21 protein-coding genes and 1 tRNA gene are annotated in these 24,106 nt (G+C 66.2%); 13 read left to right on the top strand and 9 right to left on the bottom strand.

Features of this window, described 5'->3' with window-relative positions:
• The first annotated feature begins 20 nt into the window (after positions 1–20).
• The 7 genes from O6W96_RS14675 (at position 21) to O6W96_RS14645 (ending at position 13,143) form a co-directional block, all read left to right on the top strand.
• Positions 21–1,355 carry a sugar porter family MFS transporter gene (locus tag O6W96_RS14675; protein WP_353470255.1) on the top strand — a complete coding sequence of 445 codons (1,335 nt, stop codon included), beginning with the start codon at positions 21–23 and terminating at the stop codon, positions 1,353–1,355.
• A 92-nt stretch (positions 1,356–1,447) separates the two neighbouring features.
• The gene (locus tag O6W96_RS14670; protein ID WP_353470254.1) at positions 1,448–4,090 is read left to right on the top strand and encodes a TonB-dependent receptor; all 2,643 of its coding nucleotides are present in this window, start codon (positions 1,448–1,450) and stop codon (positions 4,088–4,090) included.
• Positions 4,091–4,265: 175 nt separating this feature from the next.
• On the top strand, positions 4,266–7,094 hold the full coding sequence (locus O6W96_RS14665; protein WP_353470253.1) for a M16 family metallopeptidase: 2,829 nt from the start codon (positions 4,266–4,268) through the stop codon (positions 7,092–7,094).
• Between the two features lie 17 nt (positions 7,095–7,111).
• A complete protein-coding gene (locus tag O6W96_RS14660; RefSeq protein ID WP_056063904.1) occupies positions 7,112–7,411 on the top strand; it encodes a hypothetical protein in 300 nt (99 codons plus the stop codon).
• 87 nt (positions 7,412–7,498) lie between these two features.
• Positions 7,499–9,412, top strand: coding sequence for a CocE/NonD family hydrolase (locus O6W96_RS14655; protein WP_353470252.1), 1,914 nt, complete (start codon positions 7,499–7,501; stop codon positions 9,410–9,412).
• Between the two features lie 138 nt (positions 9,413–9,550).
• The gene (locus O6W96_RS14650; protein WP_353470251.1) at positions 9,551–12,061 is read left to right on the top strand and encodes a DegT/DnrJ/EryC1/StrS family aminotransferase; all 2,511 of its coding nucleotides are present in this window, start codon (positions 9,551–9,553) and stop codon (positions 12,059–12,061) included.
• Complete coding sequence (locus O6W96_RS14645; RefSeq protein WP_353470250.1) at positions 12,058–13,143, top strand: glycosyltransferase family 2 protein; 1,086 nt, start codon at positions 12,058–12,060, stop codon at positions 13,141–13,143. Before O6W96_RS14650 ends, O6W96_RS14645 begins: the two co-directional genes overlap by 4 nt.
• A gap of 51 nt (positions 13,144–13,194) precedes the next feature.
• Here O6W96_RS14645 and O6W96_RS14640 read toward each other — a convergent pair whose 3' ends face one another.
• Positions 13,195–13,899 carry a murein L,D-transpeptidase catalytic domain family protein gene (locus tag O6W96_RS14640; protein WP_353470249.1) on the bottom strand — a complete coding sequence of 235 codons (705 nt, stop codon included), beginning with the start codon at positions 13,897–13,899 and terminating at the stop codon, positions 13,195–13,197.
• A gap of 204 nt (positions 13,900–14,103) precedes the next feature.
• Here O6W96_RS14640 and O6W96_RS14635 point away from each other — a divergent pair, with 204 nt between their 5' ends.
• Positions 14,104–14,706 carry a L,D-transpeptidase family protein gene (locus O6W96_RS14635; protein WP_353470248.1) on the top strand — a complete coding sequence of 201 codons (603 nt, stop codon included), beginning with the start codon at positions 14,104–14,106 and terminating at the stop codon, positions 14,704–14,706.
• Between the two features lie 83 nt (positions 14,707–14,789).
• On the opposite strand, the gene O6W96_RS14630 is transcribed toward O6W96_RS14635, so the two are convergent.
• Positions 14,790–15,416 (bottom strand): HAD family hydrolase, encoded by a 627-nt coding sequence (locus tag O6W96_RS14630; RefSeq protein ID WP_353470302.1) that lies wholly within the window; start codon positions 15,414–15,416, stop codon positions 14,790–14,792.
• Between the two features lie 4 nt (positions 15,417–15,420).
• Positions 15,421–15,546, bottom strand: a complete 126-nt coding sequence (gene ykgO, locus O6W96_RS14625; RefSeq protein ID WP_003046794.1) for a type B 50S ribosomal protein L36 — start codon at positions 15,544–15,546, stop codon at positions 15,421–15,423.
• Positions 15,547–15,703: 157 nt separating this feature from the next.
• Between ykgO and O6W96_RS14620 the strand changes: the two genes are divergently transcribed.
• From O6W96_RS14620 to O6W96_RS14600, 5 genes are all read left to right on the top strand, one after another.
• Complete coding sequence (locus tag O6W96_RS14620) at positions 15,704–16,327, top strand: DUF4136 domain-containing protein (RefSeq protein WP_353470247.1); 624 nt, start codon at positions 15,704–15,706, stop codon at positions 16,325–16,327.
• 11 nt (positions 16,328–16,338) lie between these two features.
• Positions 16,339–17,457, top strand: coding sequence for a M14 family metallopeptidase (locus tag O6W96_RS14615; protein WP_353470301.1), 1,119 nt, complete (start codon positions 16,339–16,341; stop codon positions 17,455–17,457).
• A 159-nt stretch (positions 17,458–17,616) separates the two neighbouring features.
• The gene (gene gpmA / locus O6W96_RS14610) at positions 17,617–18,303 is read left to right on the top strand and encodes a 2,3-diphosphoglycerate-dependent phosphoglycerate mutase (RefSeq protein ID WP_056063882.1); all 687 of its coding nucleotides are present in this window, start codon (positions 17,617–17,619) and stop codon (positions 18,301–18,303) included.
• Positions 18,304–18,539: 236 nt separating this feature from the next.
• Positions 18,540–18,995 carry a 5-(carboxyamino)imidazole ribonucleotide mutase gene (gene purE / locus O6W96_RS14605; RefSeq protein ID WP_353470300.1) on the top strand — a complete coding sequence of 152 codons (456 nt, stop codon included), beginning with the start codon at positions 18,540–18,542 and terminating at the stop codon, positions 18,993–18,995.
• A 25-nt stretch (positions 18,996–19,020) separates the two neighbouring features.
• Positions 19,021–20,088 carry a 5-(carboxyamino)imidazole ribonucleotide synthase gene (locus O6W96_RS14600; RefSeq protein WP_353470246.1) on the top strand — a complete coding sequence of 356 codons (1,068 nt, stop codon included), beginning with the start codon at positions 19,021–19,023 and terminating at the stop codon, positions 20,086–20,088.
• Positions 20,089–20,264: 176 nt separating this feature from the next.
• On the opposite strand, the gene O6W96_RS14595 is transcribed toward O6W96_RS14600, so the two are convergent.
• From O6W96_RS14595 to O6W96_RS14570, 6 genes are all read right to left on the bottom strand, one after another.
• Positions 20,265–20,340, bottom strand: a tRNA-Phe gene (locus O6W96_RS14595).
• Between the two features lie 53 nt (positions 20,341–20,393).
• Complete coding sequence (locus tag O6W96_RS14590) at positions 20,394–20,579, bottom strand: DNA gyrase inhibitor YacG (protein WP_259467279.1); 186 nt, start codon at positions 20,577–20,579, stop codon at positions 20,394–20,396.
• A complete protein-coding gene (locus O6W96_RS14585; RefSeq protein ID WP_353470244.1) occupies positions 20,576–21,535 on the bottom strand; it encodes a ribonuclease in 960 nt (319 codons plus the stop codon). Before O6W96_RS14585 ends, O6W96_RS14590 begins: the two co-directional genes overlap by 4 nt.
• Positions 21,528–22,094 (bottom strand): Maf family protein, encoded by a 567-nt coding sequence (locus O6W96_RS14580; RefSeq protein ID WP_353470242.1) that lies wholly within the window; start codon positions 22,092–22,094, stop codon positions 21,528–21,530. Before O6W96_RS14580 ends, O6W96_RS14585 begins: the two co-directional genes overlap by 8 nt.
• A 45-nt stretch (positions 22,095–22,139) precedes the next feature.
• The gene (infA, locus tag O6W96_RS14575; RefSeq protein ID WP_031441079.1) at positions 22,140–22,358 is read right to left on the bottom strand and encodes a translation initiation factor IF-1; all 219 of its coding nucleotides are present in this window, start codon (positions 22,356–22,358) and stop codon (positions 22,140–22,142) included.
• Positions 22,359–22,511: 153 nt separating this feature from the next.
• On the bottom strand, positions 22,512–23,969 hold the full coding sequence (locus O6W96_RS14570) for a DNA-methyltransferase (protein WP_353470241.1): 1,458 nt from the start codon (positions 23,967–23,969) through the stop codon (positions 22,512–22,514).
• Between the last annotated feature and the right edge of the window lie 137 nt (positions 23,970–24,106).

Here is a 24,106-nt window from a genome sequence, read left to right as displayed (position 1 = left end):
AAACTGTTGGAACGTGGGGCATGACGATCGCTGCTCCCGCTTCGCCCCTCTCGGCGCAGCCCCGCGCCATCCTGATCGCGAGCGTCGCCACGGCCGCGCTGTCGGGTCTGTTGTTCGGTTTCGACACCGCGGTCATCGCCGGCGTCACCGGCGCGCTGAAGGTGAAGTTCGCGCTTAGCGAGGCGTGGCTCGGCTTTACCGTCTCGTCGGCACTCTGGGGTACGCTGATCGGCGCGCTGTTCGTCGGCGTGCCCGGCGATCGTTATGGAAGCCGCAACGCGCTGCGGATGCTCGCCTTCCTCTACGTCGTTACCGCGCTCGGCTGTGCGCTGGCGTGGAACTGGCACAGCTTCATCGGTTTCCGCTTCATCAACGGCATCGCGATCGGCGGCTCGTCGGTGCTCGCGCCCGCCTATATCGCCGAGCTTGCGCCGCCAGCCCAGCGCGGCAAGATGGTCGGCGGGTTCCAGTTCGCGGTCATCCTCGGCATCCTGCTCGCCTATGTCTCGAACGCGGTCATCGGGTCGCTCGATCTCGGCGATGTCGAGTGGCGGTGGAAGCTCGGGATCGTCGCGGCGCCGTCGCTGGTGTTCTTCGCGCTCCTCTTCCGCATCCCCAATTCGCCGCGCTGGCTGCTCGCCAAGGGCCGCGACGTCGAGGCGAAGCAGGTGCTCGCGCTGGTCGGCATGAGCCCCGACGTCGCGCGCGCGGACCTCGATGCGCCCAAGGGCGATGCGTCGCTGTCGTGGACGCGCCACCGCAAGCCGATCACGCTCGCGTTCCTGGTCGCGATGTTCAACCAGTTCAGCGGCATCAACGCGTTCCTCTATTACCTCAACGACATCTTCAAGGCGTCGGGCGGCAGCCTGTCGCCCGATCTCCAGGCGGTGATGATCGGCGTCGCCAACATGGTGTTCACGCTGCTAGGGATGCTGCTGATCGACCGGATCGGTCGGCGCACGCTGCTGCTGTGGGGCTCGGCGGGGATGACCGGCGCGCTGACCGTCGGCGGGCTCGCGCTGCTGGGCGTGCTGCCCAACTGGCTGCTGCTGCCGTCGCTGATCGTCTTCATCATGTTCTTCGCGCCCGGCTCGGGCGCGGTGATCTGGGTCTATATCTCGGAAGTCTTCCCGCAGAATGTCCGCGCGCGCGGGTCAAGCATCGGCTCGTCGAGCCATTGGGGCTGGAACGCGGTGATCGCGCAAGTCTTCCCGATCGCCGCGGCGTGGTCGGCGGGGCTGCCGTTCCTGTTCTTCGCCGCGATGATGGCGGTGCAGTTCGTTACCGTGTTCCTCTACTTTCCCGAGACCAAGGGCGTGCCTCTGGAGGACATGGACGCGCATATGTCGCGATAAGCGGCGAGTGCGACGAAAGCGCTGCCGGACCGGCACAATCCTGCGACAATTGCCGCCTAATCGATGGGCTCGATCATCGGGGTGGAACGGGTATGCGTAGTTTGGGTCTGGTTCTGGCGGTAAGCGCCCCCGCATTGGCGACCGCGCAACAGGCCCCGTCGACGCCTGCCACGACGCCTGCCACTACGGCGGCCACCGAGACCGCGCAGACCGCGGAGCAGGACGAAGCCGCAGACGCTGAGGAGATCGTCGTCACGGGATCGCGCAAACTGCCCGGTGCGGTGATCGGCGATATCCCGCCCGACCAGACGCTGGGTCAGGCCGAAATCCGGTCCTACGGCGTCTCCACCGTGTCCGACCTGTTGAACGAACTCAGCCCGCAGACCACCAGCGGACGCGGCAGCGGTGGCGCGCCGGTCGTGCTGCTCAACGGCCGCCGTATCTCCAGCTTCAGCGAGATCCGTGACATCCCGACCGAGGCGATCCAGCGCGTTGAGATCCTGCCCGAGGAGGTCGCGCTCAAATACGGCTATCGCGCCGACCAGAAGGTCGTGAATTTCGTCCTGCGCCGCCGCTTCCGCGCGGTGACCGCGGAGGCGGCCGACACGCAGGCGACCGAGGGTGGCGGCAACACGCCCAAGGGTTCGCTCGACATGCTCAACATCGCGCGCGACCGCCGGCTCAACCTGCACGTCGAATACACGTCGAGCGAGCCGCTGACCGAATCGCAGCGCGACATCCTCCAGCCCGAGCGCACCGCGAACAGCGCGCTCGGCGCGGACGGGAATGTCGTCGACCAGCGGCCGTTCCGCACGCTCCAGTCCGCGACCAGCACGTTCACCGCGAACAGCGTGTATGCGCGCAACATCTTCGGCAACATCGGCGCGACGATCAACGGCCGGCTCGAATCGACCGACAGCCGCAGCCTCAACGGCCTGCCCGTCGTCGCGCTGACACCGTTCGGCAGCATCACGTCCGTCAACCGCGCGGTGGAGGACGACGGCGTCCTGCCGCTGACCCAGCGGACCTCGTCGATCGCCGCGCATCTCGGCACCACGCTCAACGGCGATATCGGTACGTGGCGCTGGAACGTGACGGGCAATTACGACCGCAGCGATACGCAGACCTTCACCGAGACCGGCCTCGACGCGAGCGCCTTCGATGCGCGCATCCGCGCCGGCGATCCGACCGCAAACCCGTTCGGCCCTCTGCGCGCGAGCGACTTCGGCGCACTGCCCGGCAATCGCGCCTATGCGACGCAGAGCACCGGCGAACTCGACGCGGTCGCCAACGGCAATCTCTTCTCGCTGCCCGCCGGCGCGGTTTCGACGACGATCAAGCTCGGTGCCGAAACCGCCGATTTCAAAAGCCGCTCGTATCGCACCGTCAATCTCCTGGGGGTCGATACGCAGGGGCGGGTATCGCGCGATACGGTCAACGGCCAGGTCAATGTCGACGTGCCGCTGACCAGCCGGTCGAAGGACGTGCTGCCGTTCCTCGGCACGCTGTCGGCGAACTTCAACCTCGCCGAGGATCATCTGTCGGACTTCGGCACGTTGCAGACGCTCGGCTATGGCGCCAACTGGTCGCCGGTCGACGGCGTGCGCGTGATCGCCTCGGTGACCGACACCGACGAGGCGCCGACCGCACAGCAGCTCGGCAACCCGTCGATCACCACGCCCAACGTCCGCGTGTTCGACTATGTGCGCGGCGAGACCGCGACCGTTTCGACGATCAGCGGCGGCAATCCCGGGCTGGTCGCGGACAACAAGCACGTCACGAAAGTCGGGCTTACGTTCAAGCCCTGGTCCGCGAAGGACCTGTCGATCACCGCCAACTATGTCGAGAGCCGGGTCGACAACCCGATCGCGGCGTTCCCTGCGGCCACCGCAGCGATCGAGGCCGCGTTCCCCGACCGCTTCGTCCGCGACGACACCGGCAACCTGCTGCAGGTCGATCGCCGGCCGATCAATTTCGCACGCAGCGACCGGTCCGAACTGCGCTGGGGGATCAACTTCTCCGCACCGCTCAAGTCGAAGATCCAGCGCGAGCTGGAAGCATACCGCGCCGGCACCGGTCCCAATCCGTTCGAAGGCCTGCAACCGCCCGGTGGCTTCCGTCGTCCCGGTGGCGCGGGCGGCGATGGACCGCGCGGCGAGGGTGCGCGCGCCGGCGGTGGTCCCGGCGCTGGTGGTCCCGGTGGCCGTGGCGGTGGGCGCGGCTTCGGCGGTCGTGGGGGGCAGGCGGGTGGCCGCATCCAGTTCGCGGTCTATCATACCTGGCACTTCACCGATCGCGTGCTCGTCGCGAACGGCGGGCCGAGCCTGAACCTGCTCGACGGCGACGCGATCGGCAACAACGGCGGTCAGTCCCGCCACGAACTGGAGGCGCAGGCGGGGTATACCAACAACGGCCTCGGTGCGCGCATCTCCGCCAATTACGCGACCGGCACGCGCGTCAACGGCGGCACCATCGCCGCGCCCGAGACGCTCAACTTCGGCGGCCTCGCGACTGCCAACGCGCGGCTGTTCGCCGATCTCGGGCAGCGCCTCGAATGGGTGAAGGCGCATCCGTGGCTGCGCGGCATGCGGGTCAGTCTCTCGGTCGACAACGTCCTCAACACGCGTCAGCGCGTGACCGACGCGAGCGGCGCGACACCGAACACCTACCAGCCGGATTACCTCGATCCGCTCGGCCGCACGGTCAGGCTGAGCATCCGCAAGCTGTTCTTCTGATACGGCGCGCCCGCTGGCGGTAGTGTGCTGGCGGTAGTGTGCTGGCGGTGTTCGAAGCAGCGGTCGGTGGATACGGGCTGCGCCAAGCGAGGCGTCGATCCATCAATCCTGTTGCCCGGCGACCAAGCCCGCTTATGCTGCGACGACATCATTCGACTTCGGGGTATCGTTCGACATGACACGTAAACTGAGCGCGCTTGCCGGCGTCGCTGCCATCGCTCTCGTCTCGCCTGCCTTCGGCCAGGCGCAGCGGCCAATGCCCGCGGCAAAGCCCGCCCCGGTCGCAGAGCTCGTGAAGTCGGTCGATATCCCCTACCAGCAGTTTACGCTGAAGAACGGCCTGCGCGTCGTCGTGCACACCGATCGCAAGGCCCCCGTCGTGGCGGTGTCGGTCTGGTACAATGTCGGCTCGAAGTTCGAGCCCAAGGGCAAGACCGGCTTCGCGCATCTGTTCGAGCATCTGATGTTCAACGGCTCCGAGAACGCACCGGGCGATTTCTTCGAGCCGCTGAAACAGGTCGGCGCGACCGACTTCAACGGCACCACCTATTATGATCGCACCAATTATTTCGAGACGGTGCCGACCGCGGCGCTCGACCGCGCGCTGTTCCTCGAATCCGACCGCATGGGCTATCTCACCGGGGCGATCACGCAGGGCGTGCTCGACGAGCAGCGCGGCGTCGTCCAGAACGAAAAGCGCCAGGGCGACAACCAGCCCTACGGCCTGACCGAATACAAGATCACCGAGGGGCTGTTCCTCGAGACGCATCCGTACGGCCACACCACGATCGGCTCGATGGCGGATCTCGATGCGGCCTCGCTGCAGACGGTGAAGGACTGGTTCAAGGATCATTACGGCCCGAACAACGCGGTACTGGTACTTGCCGGCGACGTCGATGCGGCGACCGCCAAGCGTCTCGCCGAGAAGTATTTCGGCGGCATTCCCAAGGGCGCCGAGAGCATCGTTCCCCCGGCACCGATCCCGACGCTGCCGACGCCGGTGAGCGAGACGATCAAGGACCGTGTCGCGGCGGTGATGATCAGCCGCAACTGGGTGGTCCCCGGCCTCAACGACAAGGACGGCACTGCGCTCAGCGTCGCCGCCGGCGTGCTCGGCGGTCTGGCGAGCAGCCGGTTCGACACCGCGCTGGTCAAGAAGGAGAAGCTGGTCACGCGCATCTCCGCGTCGAACAACAGCTTCAGCCAGCTCGGCATGTTCCAGATCGAGGCGATCGTCCGCGAGGGCGTCGACCCTGCGCTGGTGTCGAAGCGGATCGACGAGATCCTCGCCGACTTCCTCAAGAACGGACCGACTGCCGACGAGGTCAGCCGCGTCGCGACGACGACCGCATCGCGCACGATGGAGGGGCTCGAGTCGGTCGGCGGGTTCGGCGGCAAGGCGGTGACGCTGGCCGAAGGCGCGCTCTATTCGAACGATCCCGGCTATTACAAGAAACAGCTGTTGCAACTCGCGGCCGAGACGCCCGCGAGCGTGAAGGCCGCCGCGGCGAAGTGGCTGTCGCGTCCGGCCTATTCGCTGACCGTCGTACCGGGGCCGCGCGATGCGTACGCCAACGCGGTCGTGCCACCCAAGGTCGACGTCGTGCCCGCACCCGAGGCACCGCCGAAGGGGACGCGAGGGCCGTTGCCCGGCGTCGGCACGGTCGCAGGCCTCAGCTTCCCGACCGTCGAGCGCACGCGCCTGTCGAACGGGATCGAGCTGGTCTACGCACAGCGCACGGCGGTGCCGGTGACGCAGGCGGTGTTGAGCTTCGATGCGGGCGTCGCGGCGGACGTGCCGGGCAAGCTCGGCACGCAGCAGCTGACGTTGGCGATGATGGATGAAGGCACGCCGACGCGCGATTCGGTCGCGCTGGCCGAGGCCAAGGAGCGGCTGGGGGCGGACATCGGCTCGGGCGCGTCGAGCGACCGGACCTTCCTGTCGCTGCAGGTGCCGAGCGCGAACCTTGCGCCCGCGGTCGACCTGTTCGCCGATATCGCGCAGAACCCGGCGTTCGCCGATGCCGAGGTCGCGCGCGTCAAGAACCAGCAGCTCGCGCAGATCGCGCAGGAACTGACCAGCCCGCAGGGGTTGGCGACGCGCGTCCTGCCGAAACTGCTCGGGCCGACCTCGCCCTATGCCAAGGCGCAGGGCAGCGGCGATCCGAAGGCGGTTGCAGGCCTGACGCGCGCCGACCTGGTCGCCTTCCAGCAGGCGTGGCTGCGGCCCGACAAGGCCAAGATCTTCGTCGTCAGCGATCGTCCGCTCGCCGAGGTGAAGGCGGCGCTCGATACGCGGTTCGGAACGTGGCGGCCGACCGGTGCGGCGGGAACCAAGGTCTTTCCGGCGAGCGTCACGCCGTCCGCGCCGAAGATCGTGCTGATCGACCGGCCTGACAGCCCGCAGTCGGTGATCATCGCGGGCGTACCGACCGGCCTGAAGGGCACGCAGGACCTGTTGCCGATCGTGACCGCGAACGATGCGCTCGGCGGCAGTTTCCTCGGCCGCGTCAACATGGACCTGCGCGAGAGCAAGCACTGGTCCTACGGCGTCTCGGGTCGCTTCCAGCAGTCCGAATTTGCCGCGCCGTACATCCTGTCGGCGCCGGTCCAGGCGGACCAGACCGGCCCGTCGATCGCCGCACTGCGCAGCGACATCGGTGCGTTCCTCGGCAAGGAACCAATGACGCAGGCCGAGTTCGATCGTGCGATCAACGGCGCGATCCGCTCGTTGTCGGGCAATTTCGAGACGTCGGACGCGGTGCTGGGCGCGATGCAGCAGAACGATCTGCTCAAGCGGCCCGACAATTACTACGCGACGATCACGCAGCGATACCAAGGGCTTAACCTGCCGCAACTCAACACCGCGATCCAGCAGGCGCTCGACCCGAAGAAGACGATCTGGGTCGTGGTCGGCGATGCGAAGACGGTGCGGCCGCAGCTTGACAGCATCGGCCTGCCGGTCGAGGTCATCCCCGCGGCGTCGGTTGCCGGCGCCAAGTAAATTCAGGAGAGAGTGCAATGGCAAACGTCGATGGCAGTTGGGATTGCGTGGTCAAATCGCCGCTGGGCGATCAGAAGATGACGCTGACCGTTAACAGCGCCGGCAATACCTTCACCGGTGCGGTGTCGGGCGCGATGGGCGGCATGGACGTCACCGGTGACGTCGATGGCGACACGATCACCTGGAAGCAGAGCATGACCGTGCCGATGCCGATGACGCTCGACTGCAAGGCGACCGTCGAAGACGACGTGCTCAAGGGCAGCGTCGCAGCCGGCGCGTTCGGCAGCTTCCCGCTGACCGGCACGCGGACGGCCTGATCGCCTGAATTGTTACGAGAGGGGCTCGTCTTTCCACACGGGAAGGCGGGCCCTTTCTTTTTCGGTCCGGGAGGGAAGGAAGAAGAGATGAAATCGATGACCCGTTTGTTCACGGCTTGCGCGATCGGCGCGCTCGCTACCGCAACGACCGCCCCCGCGACCGCACAGAATTACGACGAGCGCCCCGCCAAGATGGCGCCGCGCGACGTCGGCTACGATTATGTGCGCAAGGTCGTCGAGATCCCGATGCGCGACGGGGTCAAGCTGCACACCGTCATCATCGTGCCCAAGGGCGCGAAGGACGCCGGTATCCTGATGACGCGGACGCCTTATGACGCGGACGGCCAGACCAAGGTCGACAGCGGCACCTATGCAGGCATCCTCGAGCACGGCGACGGCGCGGGCGACGTGATCGCCGCGGCGGGCTATATCCGCGTGATTCAGGACGTCCGCGGCATGCACGCTTCGGAGGGCATCTACATGATGAACCCGGCGCGCGCCGGCACTGCGCAGAACCCGACCAAGACCGACGATTCGACCGATACCTACGACACGATCGACTGGCTGGTGAAGCACGTCCCCGAATCGAACGGTCGCGTCGGGATCAGCGGGATCAGCTATGACGGCTTCCTGCCGCTGATGGCGCTGATCAATCCGCATCCGGCGCTCAAGGTGTCGGTGCCGATGAACCCGATGGTCGATGGCTGGCGCGGCGACGACTGGTTTCACAACGGCGCGTTCCGCGAGGGCATGATGCCGTACGTCCTCGGGCAAGAGGCGACCAAAGATGCCGGCACGCCGTGGATCACCGACACCGCCGACGACTATGACTATTACCTCAAGGGCGGCTCGGCCGGCGCGATCGGGAAGGCGCAGGGCCTCGAACAGCTCGGCTTCTGGCGCAAGATCACGCAGCATCCGGCGTACGACTCGTTCTGGTCGAGCCAGGCGATGGACACCGTGCTCGCCGGCCAGCCGCTCAAGGTGCCGACGCTAATAGTCGGCGGGTTGTGGGATCAGGAGGACATCTACGGTGCGCCGGCGGTGTATCGCGCGCTGGAGCCCAAGGACACCGCCAACGACATGGTCTATCTGTCGATGGGCCCCTGGTATCATGGCCAGGAGGTGCGCGACGGCAGCGCGCTGGGCGCGATCAAATGGGATGCCGACACCGCCAAATGGTGGCGCTGGCACGTCCTCGCGCCGTTCCTCGCGCACTACCTGAAGAGCGACCAGCCGGCGATGGACGTGGCGCCGGTGACGATGTTCCAGTCGGGGCGCAACGAGTGGCAGAAGCTCCAGAGCTGGCCGACCGCCGCGACCGCGGGCACGCCGCTGTACCTCAAGCCCGGTGGTGCGCTCGGATTCCAGGCCACCGGCGGCGCAGCCACAACGGCGGACTATATCTCCGATCCGGCGACACCCGTCAGTTACCGCGTGCGCCCGACGCTGCCGACCTATGCGAGCGGATCGACCTGGAAACAGTGGCTGGTCGACGATCAGCGCGCGGTCTCGGGGCGTCCCGACGTGCTGACCTTCACGACCGACGCGCTGACCGCGCCGACGACGATCGCAGGTGTTCCGGAAGTGAACCTGACCGCATCGACGACCGGTACCGACAGCGACTGGGTGGTGAAGTTGATCGACGTGTATCCCGACGTGACGCCGGGCGACAAGGCGATGGCGGGGTATCAATTGTCCGTCGCGATGGACATCTTCCGCGGGCGGTATCGCGAGAACCTTGCGGTCGCCAAGCCGATCGCCGCCACTGTGCCGCTGAGATACAAGTTCGCCTTGCCGACCACCAATCACGTGTTCCTGCCGGGGCACAAGATCATGGTGCAGGTGCAGTCGAGCTGGTTCCCGCTCTACGATCGCAACCCGCAGACCTTCGTCCCGAACATCTTCTTCGCGCAACCGAAGGATTACGTGAAGGCAACGCAGAAGATCACCGTCGCCGGACCTGACGAAAGCTATATCAGCCTGCCGCTGGTGCGCTGAAAATGCTTGCATCACCCCGGACGTCATCCGGGGTGATGTAAGGAAAACACCGTCCTGCATATATTGGCGTTTGCTCGCGTAACTGGTTCTTAGGAGGCGGTGGGTCATAGACCTGTCGCACAACAGACCGGATCGCCGATGATACGCCTCCCCCTGATCGCGCCGAACCCGCCACGCCTGAGCGAGCACCTCGATGCGCTGCGCCGGGTCGAGGCATCGGGAGTGTTCAGCAACAACGGTCCGGAGGTTCGCGCGTTCGAGGCCGGCGTGACGGAGACGCTGTTCGGCGGTCATGGTGCGTGTCTCGCCGTCGGCAACGCGACACTGGGTCTGATGCTCGCGATCCGCCATGCTTCGGGGATGCGAACGGGCGGACTGAACCCCAAACAGGGTACGCTCGCGCTGATGCCTGCGCTGACCTTCGCTGCCACGGCGCAGGCGGCGGCATGGGCCGGGCTGACACCGCTAGTCTGCGACATCGATCCCGACGATTGGGGCGCGTGCGCGCTCGAGGAGGAGCGTCTGCTCCAGCGCCACGGCGAACGGATTGGCGTGGTCGTACCCTATGCGACGTTCGGCAATGCGATCGACCTCGACCGTTACGTGCATTTTCAGCGGCGATACGGCGTCGGGGTAGTGGTGGATGCGGCCTCGTCGCTCGGCACGCTCGACGACGCCGGGCTTGGCTTCGGCGCGCGCGCGCCGTTCGCCGTGGTCCATTCGATGCACGCGACCAAGACGTTCGCGGTGGGCGAGGGTGGGCTGATCCACAGCGGCGACGTCGACCTGATCGCGACATTGCGGTCGATGGGGAATTTCGGCTTCGAGCGCAGCCGCAGCGCGACGCTGCCCGGCATCAACGCCAAGCTGCCCGAGATCACCGCGATCGTCGCGCAGGCCAAGCTCGCCGAGATCGACGCGATCACCGATCACCGCGCCGCGCTTGAGGCCGCCTACCGCGCGACGTTACCCGATTTCCAGTTCCAGGCGGTGTCCGGCCGACGCCGCGCGATGCAGTTCATGCCGGTGCTGCTCCCTGAGCATATCGCGCACCACCGCGACGCGATCGTCGCCAGCATCGAGGCGGACGGCATCGGCTGTGGCCGCTATTTCAGCCCGCATCTCGGCGAACAGCCGTGGTTCCAGGCGACCGCGATGATCGAGCCGACCCCGGTCGCCGACAGGATCGCGGGGCGGATGCTGTCGCTGCCGATCACCGACGCGATGTCGGTCGAGGATGCGCGGCGGGCGGCGACCACGCTGGCTGCGGCGTGTGCGGCGATTCTCCGGCCGCTCGATCGGCGGGCGTCGGTACGCGGCACACGGGGCACCATCGCATCGGTCGTAGTGATCGGCGGCGGCCCTGCGGGGACGGCGATGCTCACCTCCGCAACCAAGCGCGGCTTGCTGCCCGATCTGGCCGCGTCGGGGCTGATGGTGATCGAGCGCGGCAACGCGATCGGTGGCGGGCGGCTCGGGCGCTATGCGATCACGTCGGATTCGACCGCGCAGACCTTCCTGACCGCGGTCCGCGACAATGTGCATCCCGAACTCGCACGGCTGGTCGATCACCCCGCCGGGCGTGCGGTCGCGGCGCACGAGGGCGCATTGGGGGTGCCGCTGACCGAGGTCGGGCCGCTGTTGCGCGCGACCGGCGACCGGTTGACCGATATCGTCCGCGAGCAAGGCGGCATCGTGCTGACGGGTCACGAGGCGCTGGGCGCGAAACGCGTCGGCGATGGATTGTGGAGCGTGCAGGTCCGCCGCGTGGCGGATGGCCACGTGTTCGACCAGCTGACCCGCACCGTCGTCGTCGCGACCGGTGGACATCAACCGCTCGACCGGCTCGCGACGCAGCGCGTTGCCGGGGGCAGCCTGGTCGATCTCGCGAACGGACGGCTGCTCCAGTCCGACGACGTGCTGACGGTCGGCGGGTTCGAGAAGGTTGCCGATATCCTGACCGGCAAGCGCAACCCCAGGATCGCGGTGATCGGCGGGTCGACCAGCGCGTTGACGACGATCGCGCTGCTCCTGAAGAGCCAGCCGGCGCTGCCGCTGGGGGCGGGGGCGATCACGTTGCTGCACCGCCGTCCGCTCCGCCCTTTCTATCATTCGGTCGAGGCGGCGCATGCGGAGGGGTTCACCGATTTCGGCCCCGACGACATCTGCCCGGTCTCGGGCTTCGTCTACCGCCTCGCCGGCTTCCGTCTCGAAGCGCGCGATCTGGTGCTGCGGATGCTCGGCATCGATGGTCGCGCCCCCGATCCGCGCGTTGCCCTGCACCGGATCGCGAGCGATGACGATGCCGAGGCGCGCGCCTGCATCGCCGATGCCGACTTGGTGATCGCGGCGCTCGGGTACAGGCCGATCGCGATGCCGATCGCCGACCGCGACGGCACGCCGATCCCGCTCGCCGCGCAGGATGGCCAGCCGATGGTCGACCGCCATTGCCGGATCGTCGATGCCGACGGCGCGCCGATATCCGGCCTGTACGGGCTGGGACTGGCAGCGGGATTCGTGCCCTGGGGCCCGCTTGGCGGAGAAAGTAGTTTTTCCGGCCAGGCCAATGGCTTATGGCTATGGCAGAATGATGTGGGCTTGATGATCGTCGATCAGATTATGGCGTCGAAGGCGCTGGCGGCGGCGTGACCGCGGCCGATCCCGTCGTGACCGTCGTCATGGCGGCGTATAATGGCGCCGGGTTGATCGAGGAGACGCTTGCCAGTCTCCAGGCACAGACCTTCACGGACTTCGAAGTCATCGTCGTCGACGATTGTTCGACCGACGACACGCGCGAAGTGGTGCGCGCCTGGCCTGACCCGCGTGTACGCTTGACCGTGATGGCGAAGAACGGTGGGCCCGTGCTGGCGCGCAACCGGGGATTCACCGAGGCGCGCGGGCGCTATATCGCCGCGCTCGATCATGACGACATCTGCCGCCCCGATCGGCTGGCGCGTCAGGTCGCCTATCTCGACGCGCATCCCGACACGGTGCTGCTGGGGACCGCCGCGGAGTTGCTGACCGACGGCGTGATCGGCCCGTCGCGCTATGCGCCGACGACCACGCCCGCGTTGATCACCTGGCTGACATGTATCGAGAACCCCCTGGTGTGGTCGTCGACGATGATGCGCACCGACGTCGCGCGGCGACTGGACCCGGTGACGCGGCCCGAATTGCTCTATGCCGAGGATTTCGACCTGTATCAGCGGATCCAGCATTTCGGCGCGATCGCCCGACTGGACGAGGCGTTGGTGTTGTACCGCGTCCATCCCGGTGGCGTGTCGAAGCGCTTCGTCGATACGATGGAGGCCGCGTCGGTCCGCGTCCTGACCGAACGCTATGTCCGCCTGTTCGACGATCGCGCGGAACGCGTCGCGCAGCTGGTCATGCTGCACAACATGGCCAAGCGTCCGGTGCCAGATCGCGCCGCACTGGCGACGCTGGGAAGTGCCCTGAGCGTAATCCAGGCGGACTTTCTGGCGACGCATGATTGTTCCGCGCACGATACGCGCCTGATCCGCTGGGAGACCGCGCGTCGCTGGGGCGATATCGGCCGGGCAGGGCTGCGCGCGGGAACGGTCCGGCTGAAGGATGTCCTGGCGGTGCGCCCCGATCACCTGGGGCTCGGCTATGCCGGTCTGGAGGCCCTGCTCTGGTCGGGACTCATCGGCGGCGTGAGACGCGCCCGCCGGAGGATGCAACAGAGCCGGATGACCCAGACCGCGGCGTAGCGCGGTCCCCGGATGGTCCAGACCGCGGCGTAGAGCGGTCCGGGCGGTTCGTCAGACCTTGGCGGCGTAGATCATCCGGCCTGCCCCGAGGCGTGCGAACACCTGGTCGAGATCGCGCTCGCCGACGGCGAAGCACCCCTGGCTGCGACCCAGCATGCCGTGATTCTCGATCATGTCCTTGTTGGCGTACCACGCCGAATGCACGACGATCGCGCGATCGAGCGCGTTGTCGTTGGTCGGGTCGAGCCCAATCAGGCGCTGCGAGCGGCCATGCTTGCCGACATAATAATCGTCGGTGACGAACGCGCCCTCGGACGACGCGTTCGAGCCAAAGCGGTTCGAGAAGCGCTCGAGATACCCGGTATGCGCAGGATCGGAACCGCTGCCGTGTGCGACCAGCAACGAGGTGCTGCGCCCGCTGGCGAGATCGACGAAGTGGAACCGCGGCTTGCCCGACGGTGCCGCGAAATCGGCGATCGCGATGCGGTCGTGATGCTGGATGCGGCTGCCGTGACGGCTCAGCGACGCCATCGCTTGGCGCAGGAGATCGGGACGGACCACCTTGGGCGACGTCAGTGCGACCGTCGTCCGCGGCAGCGGTGGCTGCGTCATCGGCTTCAGGTCACGCGCGGTGAGTGCGCGTCCCAGTCGTGGTGTTGCAGATACCGCACCGGGTATCGCCAGAGCCCCCGCCAAAACCAAACCGTTCTTCAGAAGCGCGCGTCGTTCGCGCACAAGACCTTGCTCGTCGTGCATCGATTTTCCCGAAATTGCCCCGTTTCTTGCAACATCGTATAGCCGATTTTCGGTGAATATTCTGCAACCATTTCCACTGGTTGTGGGTCCGTTCCCTCGAACTACCCCGGCTTGGGGTCGGTTCGTCGACTCAATCCTTCGACGGCACGATTCGCAGAATCGCGCGTTGAGCGAAAATATCGGGATTCGAGAACGGGCGGAATGATGACCAGGATGATGCGGACCGTTGCGGCAATCGGACTGGCTTCCACGCTGTTCGTGGGGACATGTCCCGCGCACGCCGCATCGGCCGCCGCCATCGCCGTGATGCCGATCGAACAGGCCGCGACCGAACTTTCGCCGAACCAGTTCGTCTGGAAGGACAATGGTTCGCGCGAACCCGTCAGCATCGTCATCAGCCTGCTGGAGCAACGCGCGTTTGTCTATCGCGGGTCGACAATGATCGCGGCGACGACCATCTCCAGTGGCAAGGACGGCAAGGATACCCCGCTCGGCACCTATCCGATCCTGCAGAAGAACGCGGTCCATAAGTCGAGCCTGTACGACGACGCGTCGATGCCGTTCATGCAGCGGCTCACTTGGGACGGCATCGCGATCCACGCTGGACGCAACCCTGGCTTCCCCGCGTCGCACGGCTGCATCCGCGTGCCGCTCGGCTTTGCCAAGCAGTTGTTCGGGGTGACGACGCTGGGGACGACCGTGACGGTGACGGATGATTTCGAGGGTGGCGTGATGCCGGAGGCGCCGGTCGCGGATCAGGAAACGGCCGTAGCGAACCTGCGCCAGTCGATTTCCCTGGATCGGTAAGCTGCGTCACCCCGTCATCCTGACGAAAGTCAGGATTCAGAGTAACAGATCTCGACGCTAATGGCCCTGGATCCTGACTTTCGTCAGGATGCCGGGTACTGGGCCATAGGGAGCCCAAGCTCGACCAGTCGCGCGCGGAAATCCGCAGCATCCGTGAACAGCACCGATTCGATTCCCAATGCCCGCGCACCCGCCACGTTCGCCGCATTGTCGTCAACGAACACGGCATCCTCCGCCGCCAACCCGAATCGCTCCAGCGCCAGCCGATAGATCGCGGCATCCGGCTTCACCATCTTCTCCTCGCCTGACACGACGACGTCGCGGAACCGGTCGAACAGATGGGCTTCACGCGCGCGAAAGGGTGGCCAGAATTCGTGGCTGAAGTTCGTGATTGCGAACAGCGGTACGCCGGCCGCGTCGAGTTCCTCGACGATCTCATGCATCCCGGCGATTCGCGCGCCGATGCTGTCGTTGAATCGCGGCCCCCAGGCAGCGATCAGGTCGGCATGCTGCGGATGCAACGCGGCAAGCTCCGCCGAGGTGTCGGCGAAGTCGCGGCCAGCGTCGTGCTGGAAGTGCCAGTCGATCGTCACGACGTCACGCAGGAACGCGTCGAGCGCCCGATCGTCGTCGATCAGGCGCTCGTACAGGATCCGGGGATCCCAGTCGTACAGGACACGACCGACGTCGAAGATGACGGCCGTTATCAGGGCTTTAGCCCTGGCGTGCCTTGAAGCGACGGTTGGTCTTGTTGATGACGTAGGTACGGCCACGACGACGGATCACGCGGTTATCGCGGTGACGATCCTTGAGCGACTTCAGGGAATTGCGGATCTTCATGATCGATTCGCTTCTTTTCAAATCTAGGTGTGCGGAAAGACGGGATCGCCTAATGGCGGGGTGTGTCCAAGTCAAGCAACGGACACGCTCCTACCATCCGGGAACCCACTCGGCTGGTCGGAGCGTTACTATAGCGCAACATTCTAAGGAAGTCCCGATGGCGGTTCGTTCGATCCTGGTCCTGGCGCTGGCAAGCGCATCCCTCACTGCGTGCGCGACCGGCCCGTCGCTGCCGCCGACCGAGGTGCTGCGTTATCATCTCGGCGAGCCGATCGACCGTGGCACGATCGCCGTCCAGCCGCTGACCGCCGGTGGCCCGGCCAGCATCGAGTTCAAGACCTACGCCGCCGCGGTGCAGGGCCAGCTACTCCAGGCGGGCTACAGCGTCCCCGCACCCGGCGCGAAGCCGCTCCTGATCGCAACCGTAGGCTTCACGCGTACCACGCAGGCCGGGCCACCCAAGCAGTCGCCGATCAGCATCGGCATCGGTGGCGGCGGCTTCAGCGGCGGTGGTCGTCGCGGCGGTGGTGGTGGCGTCGGGCTCGGTGGCGGGGTCGGCTTCCCGATCGGCGGCGGCGGGAGCACCGCGATTCTCGTCTCCGAGCTGTCGGTGACGATCAAGCGCAGCGCCGACCAGTCGCCCGTCTGGGAAGGTCGCGCGCAGTCGTTTGCTGATGCGCGCAAGGCCGACGCGACGACCGATATTCAGGCCGGGAAGCTCGCGCGTGCGCTGTTCATGGGGTTCCCCGGTGAGTCCGGTCGCACTATCCAGGTGAAATGACCGTACAGACCATGAGCCCGACCATCAACGCAGCCTTCGATGGCGGCAACATCCGTGTTGTCGCCATCGAGGGAGACCGAATCGACCTGGAGATCGTTACCGATTACCAGTCCGATTTCTTCCAGTGGTTCTATTTCCGGGTGGCGGGGGCGGCTGGTCGCACGCTGACCTACCGCATCCTCAATGCGGGCAGGTCGGCTTATCCGTTCGGCTGGCCGGGCTACAAGACGCGCGCCAGCACCGACCGGCAGGCTTGGCGGATGATCGAGACGCGCTATGACAATGGCGTGCTCGAATTCGACTTTACCGCCGATACCGATCTCGCCTGGTTCGCCTATTTCGCGCCCTACACGATGGAAATGCACGAGGCGCTGGTGGCGCGCACCGCGTTGCTGCCGGGCGTTGCGCACCGCGAACTCGGCCAGTCGCTCGACGGGCAGGCGATCGATTGCTTCACGATCGGCTCGGGCTCGAAGCAGGTCTGGATCTACGGTCGCCAGCACCCTGGCGAATCGATGACCGAATGGTGGATGGAGGGCGCGCTGGAGCGGCTGACCGATTCGGCCGACCCGATCACTGCCGCGCTGTTGGCGAAGGCGACCTTCAACGTCGTTCCGAACATGAACCCGGATGGCACGCGCCGCGGTCATCTGCGCACCAATGCCGTCGGGGTGAACCTCAACCGCGAATGGCACACGCCGACGCCGGAGAAGAGCCCAGAGGTCCTGTGCGTGCGCAATGCGATGGACCTGACCGGCGTCGACGTCGCGATGGACATCCACGGTGACGAGGCGATCCCCGCGAACTTCATAGCAGGGTTCGAAGGCATCCCCTCCTGGACCGACGCGCACGGCGGCAAGTTCTACGAATACGGCCGTCGTCTCGCGGCGCACACGCCCGATTTCCAGACCGAGAAGGGTTATCCCAAGTCCGCACCGGGCTCGGCGAACCTGTCGATGTCGACCAACCAGCTCGCCGAGCGCTTCGGCGCAGTGTCGATGACGCTGGAGATGCCGTTCAAGGATCACGACGCCAACGCCGATCCCGAATTCGGCTGGTCGCCCGAGCGCTCGAAACAGCTCGCACATGCGATGCTCGAGACGCTCGCCGGCATGATCGACGAAATCTGATCGCCCACGTCATACCGTATCTGCCGTCATCCTGACGAAAGTCAGGACCCAGAGCCAAGGTGGGCGACGTCCCGTTACCCTGGGTCCTGACTTTCGTCAGGATGACGGATAGGGGAGGCACCGCCCCTTCCGTTCAGTCCCGCCATCCCAGGAGCCCGAATGCCGACCCTAGTCCTGATCCGCCACGGCCAGTCCACCTGGAACCTCGAGAACCGCTTCACCGGCTGGTGGGACGTCGACATGACCGCCAAGGGTGAGGCCGAGGCCAAGGCCGCCGGCGAGCTGATGGCCGCCAAGGGCCTCGACTTCGACCAGACCTTCGTCAGCCTCCAAACGCGCGCCATCAAGACGCTCAACATCGCGCTCGAGGCGATGGGCCGGCTCTGGCTCCCGGTCGAGAAGGACTGGCGCCTCAACGAGCGCCACTACGGTGGCCTTACCGGCCTCGACAAGGCCGAGACCGCCGCCAAGCACGGCGACGCGCAGGTCCATATCTGGCGCCGCAGCTTTGACGTCCCGCCGCCTGTCTTGGATGACGGCAGCGAATTCGACCTCTCGAAGGACCGGCGTTACGACGGCATCGCGATCCCCAAGACCGAGAGCCTCAAGGATACAATCGCCCGCGTCCTCCCGTACTGGGACGAGCGGATCGCGCCTGCGCTGAAGGACGGCCAGCGCATCCTGATCTCCGCCCACGGCAACTCGCTCCGCGCGCTGGTGAAGCACCTCTCCAACATCCCCGATGACGAGATCACGAGCCTGGAGATCCCCACCGGCCAGCCGATCGTCTACGAACTCGACGCCGACCTGAACGCGACGGACCGCTACTACCTAAGCGAACGCTGACACCGTCCTGAAGTAACATCACCCCGGCGAAGGCCGGGGCCCAATTGGAAGGTGGCAATAACGGAGCGCTGCCACCGGTTAGCTCCGTTACCCAATTGGGCCCCGGCCTCCGCCGGGGTGGTGCAATTTTGCGCGGTCTACCTCCACCCACCAACAACATTGCCCAATCCCCCCCACGTCGCTAGGCACGGCGCTCCTTGAATCAGGGGGCAATCGTGGCTCTAGTCGGCATCATCATGGGCAGCACCTCCGATTGGGAGACGATGCGCCACGCCGCCGAGACGCTCGACGCGCTCGACGTCGCCTACGAGACCAAGGTCGTCTCCGCCCACCGCACCCCGCAACGCCTCTACGACTACGCGACTACCGCCGCCGATCGCGGCCTCAAGGTGGTGATCGCCGGCGCAGGCGGCGCGGCGCACCTCCCCGGCATGGCGGCCTCGATGACCCATCTCCCGGTGCTCGGCGTCCCCGTCGAATCGAAGGCGCTGAAGGGCATGGATAGCCTGCTCTCGATCGTCCAGATGCCCGGCGGCATCCCGGTCGGCACGCTCGCGATCGGCAAGCCCGGCGCGATCAACGCAGGCCTTCTGGCCGCCGCGATCCTCGCGACATCCGACGATGCGCTGGCCGAGCGCCTGAAAACATGGCGCGCCGCACAGACCGACGCCGTCGCCACCGACCCCGCCTGAAGACGATAGCCTGAAAGACGCTGACATGACGCCGCTTCCCCCCGGATCGACCATCGGTATCCTCGGCGGAGGCCAGCTCGGTCGCATGCTCGCCACCGCCGCGGCACAGCTCGGCTATCACACGCACGTCCTCGCGCCCGACCAGGAGAGCGTCGCCGCGCAGTCCGCCTCGACCATGACGCGCGCCGACTATCACAACCGCATCGTGCTCGCCGACTTCGCCGACGCCTGCGACGTCATCACCTACGAGTTCGAGAACATCGCAGTCGAGCCCGTGGAATGGCTCGCAGATCGCGTCCCCGTCCACCCAAGCCCCCGCGCGCTCCGCGTCGCCCAGGAGCGGATCGGCGAAAAACGCTTCGTGGAGAGCGTCGGCGGCCGCCCGGCACCCTGGGCCGCGGTCGATAGCCTGGAAAGTCTGCAGGCGGGCCTGAAAGCGATCGGCACCCCCGCCATCCTCAAGACCGCCCGCTTCGGCTATGACGGCAAGGGCCAGGTCAAGATCGACACGCCCGAAGGCGCGCAGGCCGCCTGGCACACGATCGGCGGCCCCGCAGTGCTCGAAGCCTTCGTACCCTTCGAGCACGAGTTCTCGATCCTGATCGCGCGTGGCCTCGACGGCGGCACCCTGCGCTACGATCCGCCGCTCAATGTCCACCGCGACGCGATCCTCCGCCACTCCACCGTCCCCGCACCCGCCGCCGTGCTGGCCCAAGCCGACGAAGCCGCCGCGCTGGCCGAACGGATCGCCGCCGAACTCGACTATGTCGGCGTACTGGCGTGCGAGTTCTTCGTCGGCGCCGACGGCCCGGTCTTCAACGAGATGGCCCCCCGCGTGCACAATTCCGGTCACTGGACGATCGAAGGCGCCGAATGCTCGCAATTCGAAAACCACATCCGCGCAATCTGTGGCCTGCCACTGGGCGCGACGACGCTGACCGGGCGTGAGGCGACGATGGAAAATTTGATCGGCGACGACGCGGATCGCTGGAAGGAGTTGCTGGCCGAGCCCGGCGCGCACCTGCACCTGTACGGCAAGGGCACCGCGCGGCCGGGGCGGAAAATGGGCCATGTCACCCGGATCCGCCGCTAAAGATTCTATCAGGGATACCGACCAATTCCGTTCGGCCTCCCTCCGTTCGCCCTGAGCGAAGTCGAAGGGTGGGGCTCAAGCGAAGGTGCTTCGACTTCGCTCAGCACAATGGAATTTGGGGTCCAAGTCCGTGCCTCTGCGAGTGAGCCGGCAGCCTATATCACAAGGTGAGAAAATGGTGCCCGGAGACGGGGTCGAACCGCCGACACTGCGATTTTCAGTCGCATGCTCTACCAACTGAGCTATCCGGGCACGTCCGGTCTGGGACCGGAGAAGCGTCCGACCTTGCGATCGGAAGGGCGCGTTTAGTCGGGGTCTTCGGCGCTGTCCAGCCCCGTTTGCGCAATTGATCGGCCGGGAATGCGATAGCCTTCGCCGAGCCACTGCAACAGGTCGCGGTCGCGGTGGCGGCTCGAGCAGAACGGCTTGTACTCGGCAACTGCGGGCTGGTCGCAGATCGGGCATTTGACGGTGGGGGAGGTGGGCATCATCGGGCGCTCTCCAGTTCGTGAACGACGCCCGTACGGCGCGTGAGTTCCGCGAGCCAATCCGGGCGCGTCATCAGGCGTGCATGGACGGCTGCGGGCAGGGTATGACGGCGCGAGGCGGTCGGCGGCGTGCGTTCGAGCGTACGGAGTGTCGCGCGGGTCGCTGCGCCGACCGGATCGGCGCGGAGAATCTCGGGGATAGACGCGCGGGGTCTTGGCCGAACGATCTGGAGGAAGCCGAAGCCGTTCATCGCGGTCCGTTCGAACGGCTGCGGCAACGTTTCGTCGATCGCGGCGGCGACCGCGTTGCGCTGCGCCTTGCCGGCGATCGTCGGGAAATCGATCCCGATCGAGCCGCCGATACCGTGTCGGCGGATCGCGCGCGCCACGGCGTGCGCGGCGGCGATCGCGAGCGTGTCGAGTGGTGGCGCGCCGTCGACGTCGAACAGCGTCATCGCCGGCGTCGGCGAAAGCCGCAGTGCGCCGAGTGGGAACACGATCTCGCCGCTCACAGCCTCGTCGAGGAGTTCGGACCAGCCCGCCGCTTCCAGCGCGTCAGTTTCGTGGGAGCGGGGGCTCAGGACCGGCAGGCCGGTCGCCACGAGGCGCTCGTACAGCGTCGGGGCAGGGCGTAGCGGCAGGCCGCTGGGGACGGCCTTGGCGAGTTTCGCACGGCCCGCTTCGGGGAGGGCTTCGCGGACGATCTCGACGGTGAGGCTGGCACCCTGCGTGATGCCGGGGGGAAGGTGGTTTATCAGCGCCTCGCCGCCGTCGAGCGTGATGCGGCCGCGGCGTCCCGGCAGCAGCTCGACGAGACGCGCGCGGGCGACGAGGCCGACCTTCAGTGCCTCGGTGTCGAGTTCGATCGCGGCTTCGACAATCTGATCATCGTCCACCAGCGCGGCGCGCGCTTCGCCGATGCCGGCTTCGTAGAGCCATGCAGGCCCCGTATCAGGCAAGCGCGACGCCTGCGGTCTTCAGCAATGCGCGCGTTTCGAACAGGGGCAGGCCGACGACGCCCGAATGGCTGCCCGACAGGAAGCGCACGAACGCCTCCGCGCGGCCCTGGATCGCGTAGCCGCCGGCCTTGCCGAGGCCTTCGCCGCACGTGAGATACTCGTCGATCTCGGCAGGCGAGAGCGGCTTGAACGCGACGATCGTGTCGGCGATCCGGGTGCGGACCTTGCCGGTCGCGTCGATCACGCAGACCGCGGACAGGCAATGATGACGCCGACCCGACAGCTTGCCGAGCAGGTCGCGCTGGATTTCGAGCGTGTCGGCAGGCGGGAGGATACGGCTGCCGAGCGCGATCGTCGTGTCGCCGGCGAGGACGATCTCGCCCTCGGCGCGCGCGACGGCGCTGGCCTTCTCGACTGCGAGACGCAGCGCATAGGCGCGGGGCGGTTCGGCCTTGCGCGGGCTCTCGTCGATGTCGGGGGATTCCACGCGCGACGGCACGACGCCGAGCCGCGCGAGCAGATCGCGGCGGCGGGGCGAGGAAGAGGCCAGGACCAGCATTGGTGCCTCGTTATTAAAGCGGCAGGCGCCTAGGCACCCACGGGCTTATTTGAAGCGGTAGGTGATGCGACCCTTGGTCAGATCGTACGGGGTGAGTTCGCACAGCACCTCGTCGCCGACCAGCACGCGGATGCGGTTCTTGCGCATCTTGCCGGCGGTGTGACCGAGAATCTCGTGGTCGTTTTCGAGCTGAACCCGGAACATCGCGTTGGGGAGGAGTTCCACCACGCGGCCGCGCATCTCGAGCAGTTCTTCCTTGGCCAAATATAATCTCTGAATTGGGGGAATTTCGGGACGAGCGCCCTTACCGCAGGTTCGCGAAAAAGGAAAGCACGGCCGAAGCGCGGTCATAAGCCTGATGCCCATGCCCGCGCGTGTGATCATGATGTCGGATGTCCGCATCGAAGAAACAAGGGCTCACAACAGGCTCGGCTGAAGCACCGTCGCCTCGCGCGCAGCACGCCGGAAGGCAGCGCGATCGACGTTAGGGATGCGGGGGCGCTTGCCCTGGAACAGGTCGGCGAGCGTCAGGATCTGGAGCTTCGGGAATGCCTCGTCGACACCAGCGCGGTAAATGCCGACCGCGGCGGCGCGACGCTCCATCTCGCGCGTCGGCTTGGCGTTCATGATCAGGATGCCGATCGGCGCCTTCTCGCGCGCGATCGTCGCGGCCAGTGTCTCGACCATCGCGACGTCCGGGTTGCGGCCGCCCTTTACTGACACGATCGCCCGGTGCGTGACCATCTTGCCCGCCGCGACGTCATGGTCGTTGAAATAGATCAGTCCGTCGATCCCGCCGTCCGCGCCCTTTTTCCGGCCGCCGAACGGGAGCGCGTCGACCATCGACACCGCCCACCACTGGAACTGGTATTTGTCGCGCAGCGCGAGGTCGTAGGCGGAGGCGAGATCCTTCGGCGTGCCCTCGACCGTGAAGGTGACCGCGGGGAAGGCGTCCTTCATGCGCTTTTCGATCAGCGAGATGGCGAGGTGCGTGACGTCGATCCCGATCCACTGCCGCTTGAGCTTTTCCGCAGCGTGGACCGCCGTGCCGCACCCGCAGAACGGATCGAGCACGACGTCACCCTCGTTCGACGACGCGGCGATGATCCGTTCGAGCAGCGCGACCGGCTTCTGCGTCGGATAACCGAGTCGCTCGTGCGACTGCGAGTTCAGCAGCGGGATCTGCCAGACGTCGTTCTCGCGCACCCCGCGATCGTCGATCGACGTGACATAGGTTTCTTCGCCCTTGATTCGCGTATGATGGTTCTGTTTCCGTCGCAGCGATTTCTGGGTGTACGCGGTATAGCCGGTGTTGAAGATATAATCGCTCGACCGCGTGTAGAAGAACAGCGTGTCGTGGCGCTGCTGGAAGCGCCGTGCGCCGCCGGTCCAGCGTCGATAATGCCAGATGATCTCGTTGCGGAAACCGTGCGCGCCGAACACGGCGTCGAGCAGGAGCTTCAGGTAATGGCTCGCGGTCGGATCGCAGTGGAGATACAGGCTGCCGGTCGGTTTCAGGACGCGGTGCAGTTCGAGCAGGCGGACCGCCATCATCGCCAGATACGCCATCATGTCGTTGTCGCCGAGGAACCCGCGCATTGCGTTGAGCAGGTCGAACGCCTTGGTGTTGCCGCTCCGCTGGACCTGGTCGAAGGCGTCTTCGGCGCGCTCGTTCCAATGCCACGTGTCCTCGAATGCTTCGATCTGCGCGTTCGAGGACTTGCCATCGGGCTCCTTGAACAGGATCCCGTAATTGGCATTCGAGTTGAACGGCGGGTCGAGATAGATCAGGTCGACGCTGTCGTCGGCGATTTCCTTGCGGAGGACGGCGAGATTGTCGCCGTAGAAGAGATGATTCTCAGGACGGTTGCGCATCCGGCGATGATGCGGGGACAAAATCGCGCTCGTCCAAGACAGATGCATCCGTAGTCGGTGGGTATGCTCCGTTGTGGAGCTTTTGATGCGTAACGCCCGTGTGTTAAACCACGTTATATTTATTCGGTAAGGCGTGT

The organism is Sphingomonas faeni, assembly GCF_040407495.1.
In the GTDB taxonomy this organism is placed as follows: domain Bacteria; phylum Pseudomonadota; class Alphaproteobacteria; order Sphingomonadales; family Sphingomonadaceae; genus Sphingomonas; species Sphingomonas faeni_D.
Note: the sequence above shows the minus strand (reverse complement) of the source record. Positions and strands in the feature narration are given on the sequence as shown.

Excerpts from the sequence above, each read along its gene's own strand:
- O6W96_RS14570 (WP_353470241.1), bottom strand. The coding sequence starts at position 23,969 with ATGCGCAACCGTCCTGAGAATCATCTCTTCTACGGCGACAATCTCGCC.
- O6W96_RS14620 (WP_353470247.1), top strand. The coding sequence starts at position 15,704 with ATGGCGGTTCGTTCGATCCTGGTCCTGGCGCTGGCAAGCGCATCCCTC.
- O6W96_RS14635 (WP_353470248.1), top strand. The coding sequence starts at position 14,104 with ATGACCAGGATGATGCGGACCGTTGCGGCAATCGGACTGGCTTCCACG.
- O6W96_RS14580 (WP_353470242.1), bottom strand. The coding sequence starts at position 22,094 with ATGCTGGTCCTGGCCTCTTCCTCGCCCCGCCGCCGCGATCTGCTCGCG.
- O6W96_RS14665 (WP_353470253.1), top strand. The coding sequence starts at position 4,266 with ATGACACGTAAACTGAGCGCGCTTGCCGGCGTCGCTGCCATCGCTCTC.
- O6W96_RS14675 (WP_353470255.1), top strand. The coding sequence starts at position 21 with ATGACGATCGCTGCTCCCGCTTCGCCCCTCTCGGCGCAGCCCCGCGCC.
- O6W96_RS14590 (WP_259467279.1), bottom strand. The coding sequence starts at position 20,579 with ATGATGCCCACCTCCCCCACCGTCAAATGCCCGATCTGCGACCAGCCC.
- O6W96_RS14655 (WP_353470252.1), top strand. The coding sequence starts at position 7,499 with ATGAAATCGATGACCCGTTTGTTCACGGCTTGCGCGATCGGCGCGCTC.
- gpmA (WP_056063882.1), top strand. The coding sequence starts at position 17,617 with ATGCCGACCCTAGTCCTGATCCGCCACGGCCAGTCCACCTGGAACCTC.
- O6W96_RS14600 (WP_353470246.1), top strand. The coding sequence starts at position 19,021 with ATGACGCCGCTTCCCCCCGGATCGACCATCGGTATCCTCGGCGGAGGC.
- O6W96_RS14615 (WP_353470301.1), top strand. The coding sequence starts at position 16,339 with ATGAGCCCGACCATCAACGCAGCCTTCGATGGCGGCAACATCCGTGTT.
- ykgO (WP_003046794.1), bottom strand. The coding sequence starts at position 15,546 with ATGAAGATCCGCAATTCCCTGAAGTCGCTCAAGGATCGTCACCGCGAT.
- O6W96_RS14670 (WP_353470254.1), top strand. The coding sequence starts at position 1,448 with ATGCGTAGTTTGGGTCTGGTTCTGGCGGTAAGCGCCCCCGCATTGGCG.
- O6W96_RS14650 (WP_353470251.1), top strand. The coding sequence starts at position 9,551 with ATGATACGCCTCCCCCTGATCGCGCCGAACCCGCCACGCCTGAGCGAG.
- O6W96_RS14660 (WP_056063904.1), top strand. The coding sequence starts at position 7,112 with ATGGCAAACGTCGATGGCAGTTGGGATTGCGTGGTCAAATCGCCGCTG.
- purE (WP_353470300.1), top strand. The coding sequence starts at position 18,540 with ATGGGCAGCACCTCCGATTGGGAGACGATGCGCCACGCCGCCGAGACG.
- O6W96_RS14640 (WP_353470249.1), bottom strand. The coding sequence starts at position 13,899 with ATGCACGACGAGCAAGGTCTTGTGCGCGAACGACGCGCGCTTCTGAAG.